General features: G+C 62.9%; 30 protein-coding genes and 1 pseudogene. 3 read left to right on the plus strand and 28 right to left on the minus strand.

Annotation, left to right across the window (positions count from 1 at the left end):
- Positions 1-15 precede the first annotated feature (15 nt).
- Entirely contained in the window at positions 16-900 is an 885-nt protein-coding gene (locus tag GUY37_RS12690) for a PaaX family transcriptional regulator (protein ID WP_166826235.1), read from the minus strand.
- Positions 901-978: 78 nt separating this feature from the next.
- On the opposite strand from GUY37_RS12690, the gene GUY37_RS12695 reads away from it, so the two are divergent.
- Positions 979-1,218: a hypothetical protein gene (locus GUY37_RS12695; protein WP_166826238.1), complete on the plus strand. Its 240-nt coding sequence runs from the start codon at positions 979-981 to the stop codon at positions 1,216-1,218.
- A 35-nt stretch (positions 1,219-1,253) separates the two neighbouring features.
- Here the strand turns inward: GUY37_RS12695 and map are convergent, their stop codons facing one another.
- The 27 genes and pseudogenes from map to rpsL all read right to left on the minus strand — a co-directional run bounded on the left by map (position 1,254) and on the right by rpsL (position 18,614).
- Positions 1,254-2,090: a type I methionyl aminopeptidase gene (gene map, locus GUY37_RS12700; RefSeq protein ID WP_166826241.1), complete on the minus strand. Its 837-nt coding sequence runs from the start codon at positions 2,088-2,090 to the stop codon at positions 1,254-1,256.
- A complete protein-coding gene (locus GUY37_RS12705) occupies positions 2,087-2,653 on the minus strand; it encodes an adenylate kinase (RefSeq protein WP_166826244.1) in 567 nt (188 codons plus the stop codon). The genes map and GUY37_RS12705 overlap by 4 nt, the downstream gene beginning before the upstream one ends.
- Before the next feature lie 49 nt (positions 2,654-2,702).
- Entirely contained in the window at positions 2,703-4,004 is a 1,302-nt protein-coding gene (gene secY / locus GUY37_RS12710) for a preprotein translocase subunit SecY (RefSeq protein WP_166826247.1), read from the minus strand.
- A 281-nt stretch (positions 4,005-4,285) separates the two neighbouring features.
- A complete protein-coding gene (gene rplO, locus GUY37_RS12715) occupies positions 4,286-4,738 on the minus strand; it encodes a 50S ribosomal protein L15 (protein ID WP_152348421.1) in 453 nt (150 codons plus the stop codon).
- Between the two features lies 1 nt (position 4,739).
- Entirely contained in the window at positions 4,740-4,922 is a 183-nt protein-coding gene (gene rpmD / locus GUY37_RS12720; RefSeq protein WP_152348422.1) for a 50S ribosomal protein L30, read from the minus strand.
- Positions 4,922-5,596 (minus strand): 30S ribosomal protein S5, encoded by a 675-nt coding sequence (gene rpsE / locus GUY37_RS12725; RefSeq protein WP_228278174.1) that lies wholly within the window; start codon positions 5,594-5,596, stop codon positions 4,922-4,924. Before rpsE ends, rpmD begins: the two co-directional genes overlap by 1 nt.
- Entirely contained in the window at positions 5,593-5,973 is a 381-nt protein-coding gene (gene rplR, locus GUY37_RS12730; RefSeq protein ID WP_135537115.1) for a 50S ribosomal protein L18, read from the minus strand. Before rplR ends, rpsE begins: the two co-directional genes overlap by 4 nt.
- A gap of 2 nt (positions 5,974-5,975) precedes the next feature.
- Positions 5,976-6,512: a 50S ribosomal protein L6 gene (gene rplF, locus GUY37_RS12735; protein WP_166826250.1), complete on the minus strand. Its 537-nt coding sequence runs from the start codon at positions 6,510-6,512 to the stop codon at positions 5,976-5,978.
- A gap of 17 nt (positions 6,513-6,529) precedes the next feature.
- Entirely contained in the window at positions 6,530-6,928 is a 399-nt protein-coding gene (gene rpsH, locus GUY37_RS12740; RefSeq protein WP_025777918.1) for a 30S ribosomal protein S8, read from the minus strand.
- A gap of 67 nt (positions 6,929-6,995) precedes the next feature.
- On the minus strand, positions 6,996-7,565 hold the full coding sequence (gene rplE / locus GUY37_RS12745; protein WP_152348424.1) for a 50S ribosomal protein L5: 570 nt from the start codon (positions 7,563-7,565) through the stop codon (positions 6,996-6,998).
- Complete coding sequence (gene rplX, locus GUY37_RS12750) at positions 7,565-7,933, minus strand: 50S ribosomal protein L24 (RefSeq protein ID WP_166826253.1); 369 nt, start codon at positions 7,931-7,933, stop codon at positions 7,565-7,567. The genes rplE and rplX overlap by 1 nt, the downstream gene beginning before the upstream one ends.
- A gap of 2 nt (positions 7,934-7,935) precedes the next feature.
- Positions 7,936-8,304 carry a 50S ribosomal protein L14 gene (rplN, locus tag GUY37_RS12755; RefSeq protein WP_025777921.1) on the minus strand — a complete coding sequence of 123 codons (369 nt, stop codon included), beginning with the start codon at positions 8,302-8,304 and terminating at the stop codon, positions 7,936-7,938.
- Between the two features lie 144 nt (positions 8,305-8,448).
- Positions 8,449-8,736, minus strand: coding sequence for a 30S ribosomal protein S17 (rpsQ, locus tag GUY37_RS12760; protein ID WP_152348426.1), 288 nt, complete (start codon positions 8,734-8,736; stop codon positions 8,449-8,451).
- Positions 8,736-8,987 carry a 50S ribosomal protein L29 gene (gene rpmC / locus GUY37_RS12765; protein ID WP_025777923.1) on the minus strand — a complete coding sequence of 84 codons (252 nt, stop codon included), beginning with the start codon at positions 8,985-8,987 and terminating at the stop codon, positions 8,736-8,738. Before rpmC ends, rpsQ begins: the two co-directional genes overlap by 1 nt.
- Positions 8,988-8,989: 2 nt before the next feature.
- Positions 8,990-9,406 (minus strand): 50S ribosomal protein L16, encoded by a 417-nt coding sequence (gene rplP, locus GUY37_RS12770; protein WP_025777924.1) that lies wholly within the window; start codon positions 9,404-9,406, stop codon positions 8,990-8,992.
- Between the two features lie 3 nt (positions 9,407-9,409).
- Complete coding sequence (rpsC, locus tag GUY37_RS12775) at positions 9,410-10,225, minus strand: 30S ribosomal protein S3 (protein WP_166826257.1); 816 nt, start codon at positions 10,223-10,225, stop codon at positions 9,410-9,412.
- Positions 10,225-10,611, minus strand: a complete 387-nt coding sequence (rplV, locus tag GUY37_RS12780; protein WP_025777926.1) for a 50S ribosomal protein L22 — start codon at positions 10,609-10,611, stop codon at positions 10,225-10,227. Before rplV ends, rpsC begins: the two co-directional genes overlap by 1 nt.
- A 42-nt stretch (positions 10,612-10,653) precedes the next feature.
- Positions 10,654-10,935: a 30S ribosomal protein S19 gene (gene rpsS, locus GUY37_RS12785; protein ID WP_039206333.1), complete on the minus strand. Its 282-nt coding sequence runs from the start codon at positions 10,933-10,935 to the stop codon at positions 10,654-10,656.
- 15 nt (positions 10,936-10,950) lie between these two features.
- Positions 10,951-11,771: pseudogene (gene rplB, locus GUY37_RS12790) on the minus strand (50S ribosomal protein L2).
- 30 nt (positions 11,772-11,801) lie between these two features.
- A complete protein-coding gene (rplW, locus tag GUY37_RS12795) occupies positions 11,802-12,101 on the minus strand; it encodes a 50S ribosomal protein L23 (protein ID WP_166826260.1) in 300 nt (99 codons plus the stop codon).
- Positions 12,098-12,751: a 50S ribosomal protein L4 gene (gene rplD / locus GUY37_RS12800; protein WP_166826262.1), complete on the minus strand. Its 654-nt coding sequence runs from the start codon at positions 12,749-12,751 to the stop codon at positions 12,098-12,100. The genes rplW and rplD overlap by 4 nt, the downstream gene beginning before the upstream one ends.
- A gap of 5 nt (positions 12,752-12,756) precedes the next feature.
- Positions 12,757-13,431, minus strand: coding sequence for a 50S ribosomal protein L3 (gene rplC, locus GUY37_RS12805; RefSeq protein WP_152348429.1), 675 nt, complete (start codon positions 13,429-13,431; stop codon positions 12,757-12,759).
- Between the two features lie 11 nt (positions 13,432-13,442).
- Positions 13,443-13,751: a 30S ribosomal protein S10 gene (gene rpsJ / locus GUY37_RS12810; RefSeq protein WP_009379191.1), complete on the minus strand. Its 309-nt coding sequence runs from the start codon at positions 13,749-13,751 to the stop codon at positions 13,443-13,445.
- A gap of 503 nt (positions 13,752-14,254) precedes the next feature.
- Complete coding sequence (gene tuf / locus GUY37_RS12815; protein ID WP_152348430.1) at positions 14,255-15,448, minus strand: elongation factor Tu; 1,194 nt, start codon at positions 15,446-15,448, stop codon at positions 14,255-14,257.
- Between the two features lie 116 nt (positions 15,449-15,564).
- Positions 15,565-17,670 (minus strand): elongation factor G, encoded by a 2,106-nt coding sequence (gene fusA / locus GUY37_RS12820; protein WP_166826265.1) that lies wholly within the window; start codon positions 17,668-17,670, stop codon positions 15,565-15,567.
- Positions 17,671-17,769: 99 nt separating this feature from the next.
- Positions 17,770-18,240 (minus strand): 30S ribosomal protein S7, encoded by a 471-nt coding sequence (rpsG, locus tag GUY37_RS12825; protein ID WP_039206341.1) that lies wholly within the window; start codon positions 18,238-18,240, stop codon positions 17,770-17,772.
- Positions 18,240-18,614 carry a 30S ribosomal protein S12 gene (rpsL, locus tag GUY37_RS12830; protein ID WP_025777935.1) on the minus strand — a complete coding sequence of 125 codons (375 nt, stop codon included), beginning with the start codon at positions 18,612-18,614 and terminating at the stop codon, positions 18,240-18,242. The genes rpsG and rpsL overlap by 1 nt, the downstream gene beginning before the upstream one ends.
- A 536-nt stretch (positions 18,615-19,150) precedes the next feature.
- On the opposite strand from rpsL, the gene GUY37_RS12835 reads away from it, so the two are divergent.
- Together GUY37_RS12835 and katG are read left to right on the plus strand one after the other, a co-directional pair.
- Entirely contained in the window at positions 19,151-19,627 is a 477-nt protein-coding gene (locus GUY37_RS12835) for a Fur family transcriptional regulator (RefSeq protein ID WP_166826267.1), read from the plus strand.
- A gap of 121 nt (positions 19,628-19,748) precedes the next feature.
- Positions 19,749-21,956 (plus strand): catalase/peroxidase HPI, encoded by a 2,208-nt coding sequence (katG, locus tag GUY37_RS12840; RefSeq protein WP_166826270.1) that lies wholly within the window; start codon positions 19,749-19,751, stop codon positions 21,954-21,956.
- Positions 21,957-21,998: the final 42 nt, after the last annotated feature.

Here is a 21,998-nt window from a genome sequence, read left to right on the forward strand (position 1 = left end):
CTGCCATCCTGCGGCTCAGTGCTCGGGCAGCCATTCGATGAGGTCGAAGGATGAGCTGGCTGCCGCGCGCTCGCGGATCTGCTGATCGAAGCGCAGGTAGAATTCGAGGTTGCATTGCTGCATCAGGGCGCGGAACCGCAGGGCCGGCTGCCTGCCGGTCACGAGGTCTTCGGGCAGCAGCTGGTGGGTCATGACGGCACGGGCGACGTCGTAGTACAGATCGAAGAAGCCTCCCAGGCTCAGCCCGGCGCATCCGGTGCCCGGCGCTGATCCGCCCGAACTCAGTGCCCTCATGCGCTCCTCCAGAGGAGGCAGCTGGGCGAGGGCGGCGTCGAGTTCGAATGCCCGAGCCGTCATCCTGCGTGCCGCCGCGATGGAGTCGGGTGTCAGCACTCCCGCCTCAGACCAGCCGGGCCCGGGGATCTCGGGCAGCCGCGCCAGGAGCTGAGTGGACCGGTCTGCGAAGCCGATGAGGATTCCCGGTCGGAGCTGCCTGAAGCCGAGGCTCCGGGAGATATACTGCAGTCGGTCGCGCAGACCACGCTCGGCCTCCGGAACCGAATACACAATCGTGTGGAAGTGTCCCTCGTAGTCGGGAAAGACATGGTCCCCGGCGATGTCGCCGAAGTCTGAGAGGATGTGCTCGCTCAGGCGGTAGACGGAGATTCGCCCGGCCCGCTCACTGCTGATGATGCCGCGTCGGACCATCCGCACGAGCTGGTTGTGCACGCTCGAGGACGAATACCCGTGTTCACCCAAGACTCTGACGATGACAGGTCCCGGCAGTCCGCTCGCCTGCAGACACCCGAAAACGGAGATCACATCGAAGGCGATCCGAGTCATCCGATACCGATCACCCACATCTGTACGACGTTTCGGGACATCGTGGACACTCGCCATGGCCTGATCCTACCGTGAAGACACAAGGAACGGTGCCGACAGGACCGAGATCGCAGCGAAGCGACGAGGAGCCACGACATGGATGACGAGAAGCACACAATCGGTCAGCGCGCGTATCAGATGTCCCGGACATCGGGACTGCTGGCGGGGGCCATCACGGCCTTCATCGCCTTCTGCGCCTTCCAGATCTTCGGATTCACCATCGTCGAGACCGCGACGTGGATGTTCGCACTCGCGCTGATGGCGGCATCCGGAACTTTCGCCGCAGTCTACTTCGTCGGCAGATCGGCCCTGCGAAAGCAGATGCCGGCGACCTGAGTTCTCCCCTCAGGCACTTCCCCCGGGATCTCCCCTCAGGCACCCTTCGGAGGCATCGGAGTGATTCCGAACGGCGCCAGTCCGGCCGCTCCCCCATCGGTGGCCGTGAGTACCCAGACTCCCCCATCATGGCGAGCAACGCTGTGTTCCCAGTGGCTCGCCCGTGAACCATCTGTCGTCACGACCGTCCAGTCGTCGGCGAGTGTGCGGGTGTCCGCACCGCCGGTGGTGAGCATCGGCTCGATCGCCAGGCACATTCCGGGCTTGACCTTCGGGCCGTTCGACCGTGCACGGTAGTTGAGCACCTCGGGTGCCATATGCATGGAGGTGCCGATGCCGTGGCCGGTGAATTCCTCGACGAGGCCCAGATGCGGGAACGACTCGGTGACGAAGTCATCGATGGCATCTCCGATGTCGCTGACCTTCGTGCCGGTCGCGAATGCGGCGATGCCGGCCCACATGGCCGCCTCGGTGGCAGATGTCAGCTCACGGTCGGCAGCAGTGCCTGCTTCGTCGCCGCCGACGATCGTCGTCAACGCCGAGTCCCCATGGAAGCCTTCGACGATGGCGCCGCCGTCGATCGAGACGATATCGCCGGCTTCGAGCACACGTGGTCCCGGGATGCCGTGGACGATCTCCTCGTTCACGGACACGCATACGACCGCGGGGAATCCTTGATAGCCCTTGAAGTTCGAGCGGGCTCCAGCGGAGTCGATGACGGCTTCGGCGGCGGCGTCGACCTCGGCGGTGGTGGCCCCGGGAACAGCCGCGGACCGGGCCGCTGAGAGCACTTGAGAGGTCAGCTGCCCGGCCCGGTGCATGAGCTCAAGCTCCGCAGGAGTCTTCAGCTCGATACGTGGTCCGAAGATCATCGAATGGTCGACAGAATGCGTTCGGTGATGTCGTCGACGTCGCCGAGACCATCGACCTGGCGCAGCAGCCCGCGGCTGCGATAGATGTCGGTCAGCGGCTGCGTCTGCTCTTCATAGACGTCGAGGCGGTGGCGGATGACGTCTTCGCTGTCATCGCTGCGGCCCTCGGTCTGCGCACGGGCGAGCAGACGGGCTACGACCTCGTCGGTGTCGGCCGTGAGTTCGACGACATGTTCGACGGCCTTGTCCTCGGCCGCGAGGATCCGGTCGAGCTCATCGACCTGGGCGCTGGTGCGGGGGTATCCGTCGAGGAGGAAGCCTTCGGCAGCATCATCCTGTGCCAGACGGTCGGCGACCATCGAGTTCGTGACCTCGTCGGGCACGTACTCCCCGGCATCCATATAGCGTTTGGCCAGCTTGCCCAGCTCGGTCTCGCCCTTCACATTGGCCCGGAAGATGTCTCCGGTCGAGATGGCCGGGACCCCGAGCGCCTCGGACAGGCGTGCGGCCTGGGTGCCCTTGCCGGCGCCGGGAGGGCCGATCAGGATGATGCGTGAACTCATAAGGTGTCCTTCCAGTGGGATGTCCGCTGAACGTCAGCGTCCGGTCGAATCAGCGCAGCAGCCCCTCATAGTGGCGCTGCTGCATCTGCGCGTCGATCTGCTTGACCGTCTCGAGGCCGACGCCGACGACGATCAGCAGCGAGGTGCCGCCGAACGGGAAGTTCTGGTTCGCGTTGATGAGCACCAGCGCGATCAGCGGGATGAGGGCGACGAAGGCGAGGTAGAGCGAGCCGGGGAAGTTGATGCGGCTGAGCACGTAGCTTAGGTATTCGGCGGTCGGGCGACCGGCCCGGATGCCGGGGATGAAGCCGCCGTACTTCTTCATATTGTCCGCAACCTCTTCAGGGTTGAAGGTGATGGCGACGTAGAAGTAGGCGAAGAAGATCGTCAGCAGCGCGTACACAGTGATGTAGATCGGGTGATCACCGCGGGTGAAGTAGGTGTTGATCCATTCGACCCATTGGGACTCCGGGTCGAAGAACTGCGAGACCAGGCTCGGCAGGTAGAGCACCGAAGAGGCGAAGATGACGGGGATGACGCCGGCCATATTCACCTTGATCGGGATATAGGTCGAGGTCCCGCCGAACATGCGGCGGCCCACCATGCGCTTGGCGTACTGGACGGGCACCCGGCGCTGCGACTGCTCGACGAAGACGACGAGCGCGACGAGGACGAGTCCGACGGCCATGACGATGAGGAAGATGTCGACGCCCTGCTCGCGGAAGATCGCGCCGAGCGAGGACGGGAAGGCGGATGCGACGGAGGTGAAGATGAGCAGCGACATACCGTTGCCCACACCGTGTTCGGTGATCTGCTCGCCCAGCCACATGATCAGGCCGGTGCCTGCAGTGAGAGTGAGGACGAGGACTGCGATGCCCCACCAGGTGTCGTTGGCGATGAGGTCCTGGCAATTTTCGACGCTTCCGAACAGTGCGCCGGAGCGGACGGTCGCCACGAGGGTCGTCGAGTTCAGGATCGCGAGGCCGATGGTGAGGTAGCGGGTGTACTGAGTCAGCTTCGCCTGACCGGATGCGCCTTCCTTGTGCAGCGCTTCGAAGCGCGGAATGACCACGCGCAGGAGCTGGACGATGATGCTCGCGGTGATGTAGGGCATGATGCCCAGGGCGAAGATCGACAGCTGCAGCAGCGCGCCGCCGCTGAAGAGGTTGATCATGGCGAATCCGCCCTCGTTGAGCTGAGGCGAAGCCACGCATTCCTGCACCTTGGTGTAATCGATGCCAGGCGAAGGAATGAACGAGCCGAGTCGGAAGATGACAAGAATGCCCAGGGTGAAGAGGAGTTTCTTCCTCAAGTCGGGCGTTCTGAAGGCCCTCCGGATTGCGCCGATCAAGCGTCCTCCTCGTTGGGGGATGAAAAGTCAGAGTCGTGGTCGCGACCTGGCGAATGAGACAAATACCTGCAAAAGACTATCAGGGTATGCCCTCCAGGCCGAAACCGGCGAAGCCCCGTTCAGGCTCGTCTCAGGCAGTGATCCGGGAGGCATCCGAGTGGCCTCCGGCAGGTTCCCAGCCTGTCTCCGTCCTGGTTCCGGGGAGGCAGAAGGGGGCGGTCACCGAAGTGACCGCCCCCTTACCAGCGTTGAAGCCGGGAAACCGTTCCGAGTGGAACGGATCAGGCCTCGTTGGCGCTTCCGCCTGCAGCCTTGATCTTCTCGGCCGCGGAGCCGGAGAATTTGTCTGCAGTGATGTTCAGGGCCACGGTGATCTCACCGGTGCCGAGAACCTTGACGGGCTGCTTTGCGCGCACAGCGCCCTTCTCCACGAGATCGGCGACGGTGACGTCTCCGCCCTCGGGGAACAGGCTGGACAGCTTGTCGAGGTTGACAACCTGGAACTCCACCTTGGCGGGGTTCTTGAACCCACGCAGCTTCGGCAGACGCATGTGCATCGGGGTCTGGCCGCCCTCGAAGCCGTGCGGAACCTGGTAACGGGCCTTCGTGCCCTTGGTTCCGCGTCCGGCGGTCTTGCCCTTCGAAGCCTCACCACGACCGACGCGGGTCTTGGAGGTCTTGGCTCCGGGGGCAGGGCGCAGATCGTGCAGCTTCAGCGAGTCGTTGTTCGACATATCAATCGACCTCTTCCACAGTCACGATGTGGCGGACAGTGTTGACCATTCCCCGGATCTCGGGGCGGTCTTCCTGCACCACAACGTCGTTGGTCCGCTTGAGACCGAGCGAACGCAGCGTGTCACGCTGGCTCTGACGGTATCCGATTGCGGACTTGCGCTGAGTAATCTTGAGCTTTGCCATCAGGACTTCGCCCCACTTTCAGCAGCTGCCCGCAGCAGTGCGTGCGGAGCAACCTCGTCGACGGGCAGGCCACGGCGAGCCGCGACCTCCTCCGGACGCTCGAGGCCCTTCAGCGCGGTGATCGCAGCGTGCACGATGTTGATCGCGTTCGCCGAACCCAGCGACTTGGACAGAACGTCCTGGATGCCTGCCGCATCGAGGACCGCGCGAACGGGTCCACCGGCGATGACACCGGTACCAGGAGCGGCCGGACGCAGCAGGACGACGCCTGCGGCTTCCTCTCCCTGGATCGGGTGCGGAATGGTCTTCTGGATGCGGGGAACGCGGAAGAAGTTCTTCTTCGCTTCCTCGACACCCTTGGCGATGGCGGCAGGAACTTCCTTCGCCTTGCCATAGCCCATGCCGACCATGCCGTCGCCGTCTCCGACCACGACGAGAGCCGTGAAGGAGAACCGACGTCCGCCCTTGACGACCTTCGACACGCGGTTGATCGTGATGACGTGTTCGATGAACTGGTTCTTGTCTTCACGGTCGTTGCGACCGCCGCGTCCACGGCCTTCGCCGCGTCCGCGACCCTGACCGCCCTGGCCGCGGCCACGGGAGGAACGGTCACCGCTGTTGTCGGTGCGGGTCTCAGCAGCTGGCTGCTGTTCGTTGTTCTCTTCAGTGCTCATAGGGCCAATCCTCCTTCACGGGCACCTTCGGCGATTGCCTGCACACGGCCGTGGTAGGCGTTGCCTCCACGGTCGAAGACGACGGCTTCGATTCCGGCGTCCTTGGCGCGCTGAGCAACCAGCTCGCCCACCTTGCGGGCTTTGCCGGTCTTATCGCCTTCGAATGTCCGCAGGTCGGCTTCCATGGTGGAGGCCGAGACCAGGGTCTTGCCGACGGTGTCGTCGATGACCTGGACGAAGACGTGGCGCGTGGAGCGAGTCACTGAGAGGCGAGGGCGCTCGGCCGTGCCGCTGACATGCTTGCGCAGTCGAGCGTGACGACGCTTGCGAGCAGCTGCCCTGCCTTTGCCGTAGCTTTCCTTCTTGCCAAAGGCCATCTTTACTTACCAGCCTTTCCGACCTTGCGACGGACGATTTCGCCGGCGTAGCGCACACCCTTGCCCTTGTAAGGCTCGGGCCTGCGCAGCTTCCGGATGTTCGCAGCGGTCTCACCGACGAGCTGCTTGTCGATTCCGTGGACAGCGACCTTGGTCTGACCGTCGACGCTGAAGGAGATGCCCTCCGGCGGTTCGACGACGATCGGGTGGCTGTAGCCGAGGGCGAACTCGAGGTTCGATCCCTTGGCTAGGACACGGTAACCGGTTCCGACGATCTCGAGGGCCTTGGAGTAGCCTTCGGTCACACCGACGATCATGTTGTTGATGAGCGTGCGGGACAGTCCGTGCAGCGAACGCGATTCGCGCTCTTCATCCGGACGGACCACTGTGATGACACCGTCTTCAAGCGATACGGTGATCGGCTCGGCGATGGTGACGGACAGCTCGCCCTTAGGTCCCTTGACGGCGACATCCTGGCCGTCGACCTTGACCTCGACGCCGCTGGGAACGGAGATCGGGTTCTTGCCAATACGTGACATGTTCTTCTCTCCTTCCTTTACCAGACGTAGGCGAGGACTTCCCCACCCACACCCTTCTTGGCGGCCTGACGGTCCGTCAGGAGGCCTGACGAGGTCGACAGGATGGCGATGCCGAGGCCGCCGAGAACCTTGGGCAGGTTCGTGGACTTCGCGTAGACGCGCAGTCCCGGCTTGGAGACTCGGCGCAGGCCGGCGATCGAACGTTCCCGGTTGGGTCCGAACTTCAGGTCCAGGAGCAGCGTCTTGCCGACCTCGGCGTCTTCGACGCTCCAGCCAGTGATGTAGCCCTCGGTCTTGAGGATCTCGGCGATGTTCGACTTGAGCTTCGAGAACGGCATGCTGACGTCCTCGTGATAAGCCGAGTTGGCGTTGCGCAGACGCGTAAGCATATCTGCGACTGGATCAGTCATTGTCATTTGGGCACTTGCCCTTCCTCGTTACGGTTTCCGCCCACGTACTGTGCTTGGACCTGCAACGTAGCGATTATTTTTGCTTGAACGGGAACCCGAGGTGACGCAGCAGTGCACGTCCCTCGTCATCGGTTGCCGCGGTGGTGACGACGGTGATATCCATACCGCGGACGCGGTCGATCCGGTCCTGATCGATCTCGTGGAACATGGACTGCTCCGTGAGGCCGAAGGTGTAGTTACCGTTTCCGTCGAACTGACGATCCGAGAGTCCGCGGAAGTCGCGGATACGCGGCAGCGCCAAAGAGATGACGCGGTCGATGAACTCCCACATCCGTGCTCCACGCATGGTGACGTGAGCGCCGATGGGCTGACCTTCGCGCAGTTTGAACTGTGCGATGGACTTCCGAGCACGGGTCACGACGGGCTTCTGACCGGTGATCAGAGTCAGGTCGTTGATCGCGCCTTCGATCATCTTGGAATCGCGTGCTGCGTCACCCACACCCATGTTCACGACGACCTTGGTCAGTCCGGGAACCTGCATGGGGTTGGCGTAGTTGAACTCTTCCTGCAGCTTCGCAACGATCTCTTCGCGGTAAATCTGCTTGAGACGCGGTGCGGGACGGCTGGTGGTTGTTTCCGTCATCAGATCTCCTCCCCGGTGCGACGCGAGACGCGAACCCGGACAGTCTTGGTGCGACCGTCGCGTTCGACGCTCTCCTCGCGGTATCCGACGCGGGTGGGCTTGTTGTCCTTGGGATCAACGAGCGCCACGTTGGACACGTGGATGGGGGCTTCGTGGGTCTCACGGCCACCAGCGGTGCCGCCGGCCTGAGTCTGCGTAGCCTTCTTGTGCTTGATCACGCGGTTGACGCCCTCAACGAGGACGCGGTTGCGTTCGGGGTAGACGGCAAGGACCTTGCCCTGCTTCCCACGATCGCCACCACGGGACTGCCGAGCGCCGGCGATGACCTGGACGAGGTCGCCCTTCTTGATATTGAGCTTGTTCGCCATGCTCACAACACCTCCGGTGCCAAGGAGACGATCTTCATGAACTTCTTGTCGCGGAGTTCGCGTCCCACGGGTCCGAAGATACGGGTACCGCGTGGTTCCTCATCGTTCTTGAGGATGACAGCAGCATTCTCGTCGAACTTGATGTAGGAACCGTCGGGACGACGACGTTCCTTGGCAGTGCGAACGATGACGGCCTTGACGACGTCACCCTTCTTCACATTGCCGCCCGGGATTGCATCCTTGACGGTTGCCACGATGGTGTCACCGATCGAGGCGTAGCGCCGACCGGAGCCACCCAGGATCCTGATTGCCAGGATCTGCTTGGCGCCAGTGTTGTCGGCGACTTTGAGTCGCGACTCTTGCTGAATCACTATTCTCTCCTGTCGTCGCGCTGGTTCTCACGCCTGAGCGCGAGCCTTGCGGAACGGATTCATTGACATTTCACCCCGTTCCCGGTAGCCGCCCGCGGCCTCCGAGAGGCCGCGGGCGGGACCGGGTGGGTGGGGTGGCGTTGACTACTTGGCGCGTTCGATGATCTCGACGAGCCGCCAACGCTTCGCGGCCGAAAGGGGCCGCGTCTCGGCCACGAGGACGAGGTCGCCGATACCGGCGGTGTTCTCTTCGTCGTGAACCTTGTACTTGACCGACTGGCGCATGACCTTGCCGTAGAGGCGGTGCTTCATGCGCTCCTCGACCTCGACGACGATAGTCTTGTCCATCTTGTCGGATACTACGTAACCACGTGCGGTCTTGCGGGAGTTGCGTTCCGCAGCAGTGGCCTCGGTGTTCGTGGTCTCCGCCATCACTTGCTCTCTTCCTTGGCATCAGCGGGGTTCGGACGGATGTCCAGCTCCCGTTCGTTGAGCACGGTGTAGATACGAGCGATGTCGCGACGCACGGCCTTGAGGCGACCGTGGCTCTCCAGCTGACCCGTGGCCGACTGGAAACGCAGGTTGAACAGCTCGGCCTTGGCCTTCTTGAGCTCTTCTTGCAGACGCTCGTTGTCGTAACCGTCCAGCGCGTCGATGGAAAGGTTCTTCGAACCGATAGCCATTCTCACTCACCACCTTCGCGGGCCACGATACGGGCCTTCAGCGGAAGCTTGTGGATCGCCAGGCGCAGGGCCTCGCGAGCAACTTCCTCGGACACACCGCCGAGTTCGAACATGACTCGACCGGGTTTGACATTGGCGATCCACCACTCCGGCGAACCCTTACCGGAACCCATGCGGGTTTCGGCAGGCTTCTTCGTCAGTGGGTGATCAGGGTAGATGTTGATCCACACCTTGCCGCCGCGCTTGATGTAGCGGGTCATGGCAATACGTGCGGCCTCGATCTGACGGTTGGTGACATAAGCCGGCTCGAGAGCCTGGATGCCGTAGTCACCGAAGGACACCGTCGTGCCTCCCTTGGCGGCGCCGCCCCGGTTGGGGTGGTGCTGCTTGCGGAATTTCACTCGACGAGGGATCAGCATATCTCAGCCCTCCGATCCGGCCTCAGCCGCGGAGGCTTCAGCACTGTTCTCAGTATTACGGGCCTGGTCGCCTCGGCGCGGTGCGCCTTCCTGACCACGTCCGCGGCCTCCACGACCGCGCCCACGGCCACGCGGGCCACGAGCAGCAGGAGCCTTGGCCTGCTCGGCGGCAAGCTCCTTGTCGGTCATGTCGCCCTTGTAGATCCACACCTTGACGCCGATGCGTCCGAAAGTGGTGTGGGCTTCGTGAACGCCGAAGTCGATGTTCGCGCGCAGGGTGTGCAGCGGCACACGACCTTCGCGGTAGAACTCGGACCGGCTCATCTCAGCTCCGCCGAGGCGGCCCGAGCACTGCACACGGATGCCCTTGGCACCTGCGCGCTGGGCGCTCTGGATGGCCTTGCGCATCGCACGGCGGAAGGCCACACGGCTGGCGAGCTGCTCGGCAACTCCCTGGGCGACGAGCTGTGCGTCGACCTCGGGGTTCTTCACCTCAAGGATGTTGAGCTGAATCTGCTTGCCGGTGAGCTTTTCGAGCTGACCGCGGATGCGGTCTGCTTCGGCTCCGCGACGACCGATGACGATGCCCGGGCGTGCGGTGTGGATGTCGACGCGGACACGGTCACGCGTGCGCTCGATGTTGACCTTCGAGATGCCGGCCCGTTCGAGGCCGGTATTCATCATCTGGCGGATCTTGACATCTTCGAGCACGTAGTCCTTGTAGCGCTGCCCCGGCTTGGTCGAGTCAGCGAACCACTTTGACTTGTGATCCGTGGTGATTCCGAGTCGGAATCCGTTCGGATTGATCTTCTGGCCCATTAACGGTTCCCCTTCCGGCTCTTGCGCTGAGGCAGGTCGTCACCGCTGGCCAGGACCACTGTCACATGGCTGGTGCGCTTCTCGATGCGAAAAGCGCGACCCTGGGCACGCGGACGGAACCGCTTCATGGTCGGCCCCTCATCCACGAAGGCTTCGGAGATGACCAGTTCGTTCTCATCGAACGCAACGCCTTCCTCGTCGGCCCGGACACGCGCATTGGCGATGCCGGAGGCCACGAGCTTGTAAATCGGATCTGATGCCGACTGTTCTGCAAACTTCAACACTGCAAGTGCTTCGGTCGCCTGCTGACCACGAATGAGGTCGATGACGCGCCGAGCCTTGCGAGGCGTAACGCGCAGGTACCGCGCCTTAGCCTTGGCTTCCATCGCTTCCTTCTCTCTTCTCTAGGATCGAAAGAGTGCCCCGCCTCAGCGGCGGCGCCCCTTGCGATCGTCCTTTTCGTGGCCACGGAACGTCCGTGTCGGTGCGAACTCGCCGAGCTTGTGTCCGACCATCGACTCAGTGATGAAGACGGGGACATGCTTGCGTCCGTCATGTACTGCGATGGTGTGTCCCAGGAAGTCCGGGACGATCATCGAGCGACGAGACCATGTTTTGATGACATTTTTGGTGTTCTTCTCGTTCTGACGAGCCACCTTCTGGAAGAGGTGTTCGTCGACGAAAGGACCCTTTTTGAGGCTACGAGGCATAAGTCAGTACTCCAATCAGCGCTTCTTGCCGGTCCGGCGACGGCGCACGATGTACTTGTCGCTCTCCTTGTTCGGCCGGCGTGTGCGGCCCTCCAACTGACCCCACGGGCTGACTGGGTGACGACCACCCGAAGTACGGCCCTCGCCACCACCATGCGGGTGGTCGATCGGGTTCATCACGACACCGCGGACGCCTGGGCGCTTGCCCTTCCAACGCATACGGCCTGCTTTGCCCCAGCTGATGTTCGACTGCTCGGCGTTGCCGACCTCGCCGATCGTCGCACGGCAGCGCGCATCGACGTTGCGGATTTCGCCCGAAGGCATCCGCAGCTGTGCGAAACGGCCGTACTTCGCCACGAGCTGCACGGACGAGCCTGCAGAACGAGCGATTTTGGCACCGCCGCCGGGACGCATCTCAACTGCGTGCACCACGGTACCCACCGGGATGTTGCGCAGGGCAAGGTTGTTGCCCGGCTTGATGTCTGCACCCGGACCGGCTTCCACGTGTGCACCCTGCTTGAGGTTCTGCGGGGCGATGATGTAGCGCTTCTCTCCGTCTGCATAGTGCAGCAGAGCGATGCGAGCCGTACGGTTCGGGTCATATTCGATGTGTGCGACCTTCGCCGGAACGCCATCTTTGTCATGGCGGCGGAAGTCGATGACACGGTATTGACCTGGTGGCGGGTGGTCACGCGTCCCTGGCTGTTGCGGCCGCCGCGCTTGGGCAGCGGGCGCAGAAGCGACTTCTCCGGTGTAGACCGGGTCACTTCGACGAAGTCGGCGACCGACGAGCCACGGCGGCCCGGGGTCGTCGGCTTGTGCTTACGGATTCCCATGAGTCTTGTCCTTCTTTGACGAAGGATCGCTTAGAGCGATCCACCGAAGATGTCGATCGATCCGTCCTTGAGAGCGACAATGGCACGCTTGGTGTCCTTGCGCTTTCCCCAACCGGTGCGGGTGCGGCGGCGCTTGCCCTGACGGTTCAGGGTGTTGACCTTGGCGACCTGCACATCGAAGATCGTTTCAATGGCTTGCTTGATCTCGGTTTTGTTCGAGCCCTGGTCGACGAGGAAGGTGTACTTGCCCTCGTCCATCAGGCTGTAGGTCTTCTCCGAGACGACCGGTGCGACGATGATGTCGCGCGGGTCCTTGAAGTTCAGACTCATGATGCGTCCTCCGATTTGCGGTTTCCGCTCAGGAACGCGGCAAGAGCTGCCTCGGTGAACACGATGTCATCGGCGAGCAGCACATCATAGGTGTTGAGCTGATCGGAGGTGAGCACGTGAACGTGGGGCAGGTTGCGCACGCTCAGGTAGGTGAGCTCGTCGTCACGCTCGAGCACCACGAGAGTGTTCTTGCGCTCGGACAGGCCGGCCAGTGCGGCCTTCGCCTGCTTGGTCGACGGGGCGTCGCCGGTGACCAGGTTCTTCATCACGAAGACCTGATCGAGGCGTGCACGATCAGACAGGGCTCCGCGCAGAGCGGCCGCCTTCATCTTCTTGGGGGTCCGCTGCGAGTAGTCGCGCGGGACCGGTCCGTGCACGATACCGCCGCCGTTGTACTGAGGAGCGCGGATCGAACCCTGACGGGCGTTGCCGGTTCCCTTCTGACGGTAGGGCTTGCGACCGCCGCCGCGAACCTCGGAGCGGGTCTTCGTCTTGTGCGTACCCTGACGGGCCGCAGCCAGCTGTGCAACGACGACCTGGTGGATCAGGGACACGTTGGTCGGCACGCCGAAGACCTCGGCGGGCAGATCAACGGAGCCGGTCTTGGCACCAGCGGCGTCGATGACGTCGACTGTCTTGACATCAGTCATTACGTTCAGGCCTCCTTCACGGCCGAGCGAACGAGGACGACTCCACCCTTGGGGCCGGGAACGGCACCCTTGATGAGCAGGAAGTTGTTCTCGTTGTCCACGGCGTGGATCGTGAGGTTCTGGGTGGTGTGCTTGACAGCGCCCATACGGCCGGCCATGCGCATACCCTTGAACACGCGACCAGGTGTCGCGGCTCCGCCGATCGAACCTGGCTTGCGGTGGTTGCGGTGCTGACCGTGGGAGGCACCGACACCGGCGAAGCCGTGACGCTTCATGACACCGGCGGTTCCCTTGCCCTTGGTCTTCGCGGTCACATCGACCTTGAGTCCGGCCTCGAAGGCGTCGACGCCGAGTTCCTGGCCGAGCTCGTAGTCAGCAGCATCAGCAGTGCGCAGTTCGACGAGGTGACGGCGCGGGGTCACACCGGCCTTCTCGAAGTGGCCTGCAGTCGGCTTGTTGACCTTGCGAGGATCGATCTCGCCGAACGCGATCTGCACAGCGGGGTAACCATCGGTTTCCTCGTTGCGGACCTGAGTTACGACGTTGTTTCCGGTGGCCACAACGGTCACCGGCACGAGGTTGTTCTGCTCATCCCAGACCTGGGTCATGCCCAGCTTGGTTCCCAGAAGGCCCTTGACCTTGCGGGTGGTCGGGAGAGCGGATGAACGAGTGTTCGCCATTGCTGCCTCCCTTAGAGCTTGATCTCGATGTTGACGTCGTCAGCGAGGTCGAGACGCATCAGCGAGTCGACTGCCTTCGGCGTCGGGTCGACGATGTCGATCAGACGCTTGTGCGTGCGCATTTCGAAATGCTCACGGCTGTCCTTGTACTTGTGCGGCGAACGGATGACGCAGTACACGTTCTTCTCCGTTGGCAACGGCACGGGGCCCACTACAGTCGCACCTGCGCGAGTGACGGTGTCCACGATCTTGCGTGCGGCACTGTCAATCACAGCGTGGTCGTACGACTTGAGCCGAATGCGGATCTTCTGTCCCGCCATGGCGTCGTCTCTTTCTTCAGTAACTTCCGGCCATCAACTCGCAGAGCGTCTCGGACTCTCTGCCGTCTGCGCCGGCTGACCATGACCGACCCCCGAGGTCGGGCGTGTCGGCTGTTCCTGACGGAGAAGTTCTCACTTCTCCCCCAAGCACCGACGGCGCTTCTACTCATTGGCTGCTCGGTCCGAACCCGCATGATGCAGATTCATCGATCCGATAGTGTTTCGGGCTGTTCGCGGTATCACTACCGCAGTGCAGGGGTCAACGCCCAAAACGCAACTTCACCATCTTGTCATAGTGCACTGAACCCGCGCAATTCCGGGAACGGTGCCTGTGAGGGAACTCTCACGATCCGGGCGCGCCGGATGCGGGTCACGCACCTGGTGCCCCAGCTCCCCCCACCTGCATCCGGCCGGACGCCGACGCGTACCCCGCTCGGACATGCGGCAGGGGCCGCAGTTCCGAAGAACTGCGGCCCCTGCCTGGTGGTGCTCAGCGAGTCAGATCAGGCGTTGATCTTGGTGACTCGACCTGCGCCGACGGTGCGTCCACCCTCGCGGATAGCGAAGCGGAGGCCGTCCTCCATGGCGATCGGCTGGATGAGCTCGACCGACATGTCGGTGTTGTCGCCGGGCATGACCATCTCGGTGCCCTCAGGCAGCGTGATGACGCCGGTGACGTCCGTGGTCCGGAAGTAGAACTGCGGACGGTAGTTCGAGTAGAACGGGTTGTGACGTCCGCCCTCGTCCTTGCTCAGGATGTAGACCTGGGCTTCGAACTTGGTGTGCGGGGTGATCGAACCCGGCTTCACGATGACCTGACCGCGCTCCACGTCCTCGCGCTTGGTGCCGCGCAGGAGCAGACCGACGTTCTCACCTGCACGGGCATCCGGCAGGGTCTTGCGGAACATCTCGATGGCGGTGACGGTCGTCTTGGACGACTTCTCCTTGATGCCGACGATTTCGATTTCGTCGTTCGGCAGGAGGACGCCGCGCTCGACACGACCGGTGACGACGGTTCCACGACCGGTGATCGTGAAGACGTCCTCGACGGGCATGAGGAACGGCTTGTCGACGTCGCGCTCGGGCTCCGGAACGTTCTCATCGACAGCAGCCATGAGATCCTGGACGCTCTTGACCCACTTCTCGTCGCCTTCCAGCGCCTTGAGAGCGGAGACCGCGATGACCGGAGCGTTGTCGCCGTCGAAGTCCTGGCTCGAGAGCAGGTCGCGAACCTCGAATTCGACGAGCTCGAGGAGCTCTTCGTCATCGACCATGTCGGACTTGTTCAGCGCGCACACGATGTAGGGAACGCCGACCTGACGCGCGAGCAGCACGTGCTCACGGGTCTGGGGCATCGGGCCGTCGGTGGCGGCAACGACGAGGATCGCACCGTCCATCTGAGCGGCACCGGTGATCATGTTCTTCACGTAGTCGGCGTGGCCCGGGGCATCGACGTGAGCGTAGTGACGCTTCTCCGTCTGGTACTCAACGTGCGAGACGTTGATGGTGATGCCGCGCTCCTTCTCCTCAGGTGCGTTGTCGACCTGGTCGAAGGCGCGCGCCTCGTTGAGATCAGGGTACTGATCCGCCAGGACCTTGGTGATCGCAGCGGTCAGGGTGGTCTTTCCGTGGTCAACGTGGCCGATGGTGCCGATGTTGACGTGCGGCTTAGTCCGTTCGAAACTAGCCTTTGCCACTGGGTTCCTCCTCGTGGTTGTCAAAAGATATGCGGTTCATATCTTAGACCTTTTGTTGGTTATCTTTCATTCCGGTGATCATGTTCTTGATCACCGGGGCGACCGGAATTCGGAGATTACTCTCCGCCGCGCACCTTCTGGATGATCTCCTCGGCAACAGCCTTCGGGACCTCCGCATAGCTGGAGAAAGTCATCGAGTACACCGCACGGCCCTGGGTCTTCGACCGCAGATCACCGATGTAGCCGAACATCTCCGAGAGCGGGACCACAGCCTTGACGACCTTCACACCGGAAGCATCGTCCATCGACTGAATCTGTCCACGCCGGGAATTCAGGTCGCCGATGACGTCACCCATGTATTCCTCAGGGGTACGCACCTCGACGTCCATGACCGGTTCGAGCAGAACCGGGTTCGCCCGCTGGACGGCCTCCTTGAAGACCATCGAACCGGCGATCTTGAATGCCATCTCCGAAGAGTCGACATCGTGGTAGGCGCCATCGACCAGGGTGGCCTTGACACCGACCATCGGGTAACCGGCCAGGGCACCGAGCTGCATGGCGTCCTGGATGCCGGCGTCGACGCTCGGAATGTACTCGCGCGGAACGCGTCCGCCCGTGATGGCATTCTCGAACTCGTAGATCGTATCGCCTTCGACCTCGAGAGGTTCGAAGGTGACCTGGACCTTCGCGAACTGTCCCGATCCACCCGTCTGCTTCTTGTGGGTGTAATCGTACTTCTCGACAGTGCGACGGATGGTCTCACGGTAGGCGACCTGCGGCTTGCCGACGTTCGCCTCGACCTTGAACTCGCGACGCATGCGGTCGACGAGGATGTCGAGGTGGAGCTCGCCCATTCCGCGGATGACGGTCTGGCCGGTCTCCTCGTCAAGCTCGACCTGGTAGGTCGGGTCTTCCTTGACGAACTTCTGGATGGCCGAGGACAGCTTCTCCTGGTCGCTCTTGGTCTTCGGCTCGATGGCCACGGAGATCACAGGCTCCGGGAAGGTCATCGATTCGAGAGCGATCGGGTTCGCCGGGTCGCTGAGAGTATCGCCCGTCGTGGTCTCCTTGAGACCGATGAAGGCGTAGATGTGGCCGGCGAAAGCCTCTTCGACGGGGTTCTCCTTGTTGGAGTGCATCTGGAAGAGCTTGCCGACGCGTTCCTTCTTGCCTGAGGACGTGTTGAGCACCTGCTCACCGGACTTCACGTGACCGGAGTAGACGCGCACGTAGGTCAGCGATCCGAAGAACGGGTGGGAGGCGACCTTGAAGGCCAGAGCCGAGAAGGGCTCGTCCGTCGAAGGCTTGCGGGTCAGTTCCTCTTCGTCGTTGCTCGGGTTGTGGCCGATCATCGGCGGCACGTCGAGCGGCGAAGGAAGGTAGTCGATGACCGCGTTGAGCATGGGCTGCACGCCCTTGTTCTTGTACGCGGAACCGCACATGACCGGGAAGGCCTCGGACTTGATGACGAGTTCACGGATACCGGCCTTGACGTCAGCGGTCGTGAGCTCTTCGCCCTCGAGGTACTTCTCCATGAGCTCTTCCGAGCTCTCGGCGACGTCCTCGACGAGCTGCGCACGGTACTGAACAGCCTTCTCCTTGAGATCATCAGGGATCTCGACCTCGGTCATGTCCTGACCCATCTTGGACTCGTCGGGCCAGACGTAGGCCTTCATCTCAAGCAGGTCGACGACACCGGCGAATTCACTCTCGGCACCGATCGGCAGCTGGATGACCAGCGGCTTCGCGCCGAGGCGCTCCTTGATGGTGTCGACGGTGAAGTAGAAGTCAGCACCGAGCTTGTCCATCTTGTTGACGAAGCAGACACGCGGAACGTCGTACTTGTCGGCCTGGCGCCACACGGTCTCGGACTGGGGCTCAACGCCCTCCTTGCCGTCGAACACAGCAACGGCACCGTCGAGGACGCGCAGAGAGCGCTCGACCTCGACCGTGAAGTCAACGTGACCGGGCGTGTCGATGATGTTGATCTGGTTGTCGTCCCAGTAGCAGGTCGTCGCGGCGGACGTAATCGTGATGCCGCGCTCCTTCTCCTGGTCCATCCAGTCCATGGTGCCGGCGCCGTCGTGGGTCTCGCCCATCTTGTAGTTGACGCCGGTGTAGAAGAGGATGCGTTCGGTCGTCGTTGTCTTACCGGCATCGATGTGGGCCATGATGCCGATATTACGGACCTTGTTCAGGTCGCTGAGCACGTCAAGTGCCACGGTGTCTCTCTCTCAATCGATGATTTGCTCGACTCCCCTGGGCTGCCGGCCGACAGAACTCGCGCACGAGGTCCGCCGACCAGAGCACAGGACAGACGATTACCAGCGGTAGTGGGCGAAGGCCTTGTTGGACTCGGCCATCTTGTGAGTGTCCTCGCGGCGCTTGACTGCTGCACCGAGGCCGTTGCCGGCATCGAGGATCTCATTCATGAGTCGTTCGGTCATGGTCTTCTCACGACGCTGGCGGGAGTATCCCACGAGCCACCGCAGAGCCAGGGTGGTCGAACGAGCCGGACGAACATCGATCGGCACCTGGTAGGTCGCGCCGCCGACACGGCGGGAGCGGACCTCGAGGGACGGACGGATGTTGTCGAGAGCCTTCTTCAGGTTGACAACGGGATCGTTGCCGTTCTTCTCGCGAGTGCCTTCGAGGGCACCGTAGACGATCCGCTCTGCGGTCGAGCGCTTGCCGTCGAGCAGGATCTTGTTGATCAGCTGCGTGACGAGCGGTGAGCTGAAGACCGGGTCAACGACGATCGGTCGCTTGGGTGCAGGACCTTTGCGTGGCATTACTTCTTCTCCCTCTTCGCACCGTACTTGCTGCGGGCCTGCTGGCGACCCTTGACGCCCTGGGTGTCGAGCGAACCGCGGACGATCCGGTAGCGAACACCGGGCAGATCCTTGACGCGGCCACCGCGCACGAGCACGATCGAGTGCTCCTGCAGGTTGTGTCCCTCGCCCGGGATGTAGGCGGTCACCTCGATCTGGCTCGAAAGCTTGACACGAGCGACCTTGCGAAGAGCCGAGTTCGGCTTCTTGGGGGTAGTGGTGTACACACGGGTGCACACTCCACGACGCTGCGGGCTGCCCTTGAGGGCAGGAGCGTCCGATCCTGCTGTATTGACATGCCGTCCCTTGCGGACGAGCTGTTGGATAGTCGGCACTAAGCGTTCTCCATTTGCTTCTCGATAGACCTAATTCCCAATTTCGGCCACGACCGCAGTCGCCTCTATGAACCGTGGGACATATCCGACCGGACACCGGGTGAAGCTCGGCTCCCGATGCCAGTAACCACGCGAGTCGTCGGCCCCTGCGCCCGGGTGTGTCGCAAGGACACGGAAGCGCAGTGACGACTTCTCGGCGGCCTGCAGCGACGACTTCTCTCAGGGATTCCGGGCCTCACAGAACACCCGGCAGGATCAATCGACGACGCAGATAACACAATCAGTCGCCTACCAGAATATCTCTCCCGAGCGCGTCTGGTCAAAATGGCGATCGTCGATCGCTACCTCGCCGCGCTGCCGAAATCACGCGGCACGCCCTTTCCCTCGGAAATCACGGAACGGCGGCGCTCTCCACGACCGCCTGCGAACTGCACTCGCGTGTCAGCAGCGCTTCCGTGAGTGCCGGTCGGCCGCCTCGGCGAGGATGCGCCGAGGCTTTCCTTGACTGATTCAAAAGAAGCAGGCATTCTGGTGCTGTGAACGGGACGAAGCATGAACACGACGAAGACGCTGCCGCGGCTCTGCGGCAGACGTCGCTGCGCGTGACGAAACAACGGGTCGCAGTGCTCGATGCCGTGCGGGACCATCCGCACGCGGACACCGAGACTGTCATCGGCTCCGTCCGCGAATCGCTGCCGGCGGTCTCCCACCAGGCCGTCTATGATTCGCTCCACACGCTCACCGAGGTGGGACTCGTCCGCTGCATCCAGCCTTCGGGCTCGGTGGCTCGGTACGAGCGTCGGATCGGTGACAACCATCATCATCTGGTGTGCCGATCGTGCAATCTCATCGTCGATGTCGACTGCACGATCGGGCAGGCCCCGTGCCTGACCCCGTCTCACGATGCCGGCTTCGTCATCGAACAGGCTGAAGTGACGTTCTGGGGTCTGTGCCCCGACTGTGCGCCTGTCGGTGCGCAGACGACCGGCGGCAGTCAGCCCTCGGCCGTGTGATTCCCGGCTTCCGTTCACCACCACCCGTCTTCTCCCGAGGACACGACTATGCCCTTTTAGCGAGGGTGGCCCATCCCGTCATCCGAGTCGTCGACCGCGGCTCGACTGTGAAAGGAACACAATGACCCAGACGACCACCGGCGGCTGCCCGGTCGCCCACACTTCCACGGAGCCGGCGACGGAGGCGGATTCCGACCAGCTGGTCAACCCCGTCCAGGGTGATGCCAACGCTCAGTGGTGGCCCAACCGCCTCAACCTCAAGATCCTCGCCAAGGGCCAGCCGGCACGCGACCCCATGGATCCGGATTTCGATTACGACGCGGAGTTCAACAGCCTCGACTACTTCGCGCTCAAGGCCGACATCGAAGCGCTGCAGAAGGAGAACCAGGAGTGGTGGTCTGCTGACTTCGGCAACTACGGCCCCTTCATGATCCGCATGGCCTGGCACTCGGCGGGCACCTACCGCGTCCAGGACGGGCGCGGCGGAGGCGGAGAGGGCCAGCAGCGCTTCGCTCCCCTGAACTCGTGGCCCGACAATGTCCTGCTGGACAAGGCGCGTCGCCTGCTGTGGCCGGTGAAGAAGAAGTACGGGAAGAAGATCTCCTGGGCCGACCTGTTCATCCTCGCCGGCAACGTCGCTCTCGAGCAGATGGGCTTCAAGCCCTTCGGCTTCGCCGGCGGTCGCGTCGACGTGTGGGAGCCCGACAACGACGTGTACTGGGGTTCGGAGAGCGAATGGCTGGGCACCGACAAGCGCTATGTCGGCAACGGTGAGCTGCAGAAGCCGCTGGCCGCGACCACCATGGGCCTCATCTACGTCAACCCCGAAGGTCCCGAGGGCGAACCCGACCCGCTGAAGTCGGCGGTCGAGATCCGTGAGACCTTCGCCCGGATGGCGATGAACGATGAGGAGACCGTCGCTCTCATCGCCGGCGGCCACACCTTCGGCAAGACACATGGTGCGGCTCCCGAGTCGCACAAGAGCGCCGATCCCGAGGCAGCTCCCCTCGAAGAGCAGGGTCTGGGTTGGCGCAGCGACTTCGAATCCGGTCAGGGCAACCACACAGTCGGCAGCGGCATCGAGGTCACCTGGACCTACCACCCCACGCGCTGGGACAACGAGTTCTTCCACATCCTCTTCGCCTACGAGTGGGAGGTCTTCGAGAATGAGGGCGGTCACCTGCAGTGGCGTCCCATCGACGGCGGCGGCGACGATATGGTGCCGATGGCCCAGGGCGCGGGACGTCGTGAACCCCGCATGCTCACGACCGATCTGGCGCTGCGCTTCGACCCGATCTACGGAGAGATCTCGCGTCGTTTCAAGGACGACCAGAAGGCCTTCGAGGATGCCTTCGCTCGCGCCTGGTTCAAGCTCACCCACCGTGATATGGGACCGGCCACGCGTTACCTCGGGCCCGAGGCACCCACCGAGGAGCTCATCTGGCAGGACCCGGTTCCTGCGGGCACTCCGCTCGACGAAGCCGGACTCGCCGCCGTGAAGGCTGCTGTTCGCGATTCGGGTCTGACCGTGTCCCAGCTGGTCTCGACCACATGGGCCGCTGCCTCCTCCCACCGTGTCTCGGATATGCGCGGCGGCATCAACGGCGGACGTCTCCGCCTCGAGCCGCAGCGCAGCTGGGACGTCAATGAACCGGCCGAGCTGGCGCAGGTGCTTCCTGTCCTCGAAGGCATCGCCGAGTCGACCGGTGCCTCATTCGCCGATGTGCTGGCCATTGCTGGTGCCGTCGGAGTCGAAACCGCGGCGAAGGTCGCTGGACATGAGGTCACCGTGCCGGTGTCCACCGGTCGTGGGGACGCCACTCAGGAACAGACCGATGTGCATTCCTTCGGCTTCCTCGAGCCGACTCATGACGGCTTCCGCAACTACCTCACCGAAGGACTTCCGCTCAAGGCCGAGTACCTGCTGCTCGACAAGGCCAGCCTGCTCGGGCTGACCCCGCCGGAGCTGACCGTGCTCATCGGCGGACTGCGCGTCCTCGGCGTCAACTACGGAGACTCCGAGCTCGGTGTCTTCACCGATCGTCCGGGCGAGCTGACGAACGACTTCTTCGTCAACCTCCTCGAACTCGGCAACGCGTGGAAGCCGGTCGGCGACTCCGAGACCGCCGAAGAGTACGAATGCTTCTCACCTGCCGGAGAGAAGCTGTGGACCGGCAGCCGCGTCGACCTGCTCTTCGGTGCGAACTCCGAACTGCGCGCCGTCGCCGAGGTCTACGGATCCGATGACGCGAATGAGAAGTTCGTTGCCGATTTCGTCAAGGTCTGGACCAAGCTCATCGAGGCCGATCGCTACGATCTCAAGCGCTGATTCGACTGATCCCCTCGGTGAGGTGACTCTTCGGCGCTCCCC

The organism is Brevibacterium limosum (assembly GCF_011617705.1).
GTDB classification, from domain to species: domain Bacteria; phylum Actinomycetota; class Actinomycetes; order Actinomycetales; family Brevibacteriaceae; genus Brevibacterium; species Brevibacterium limosum.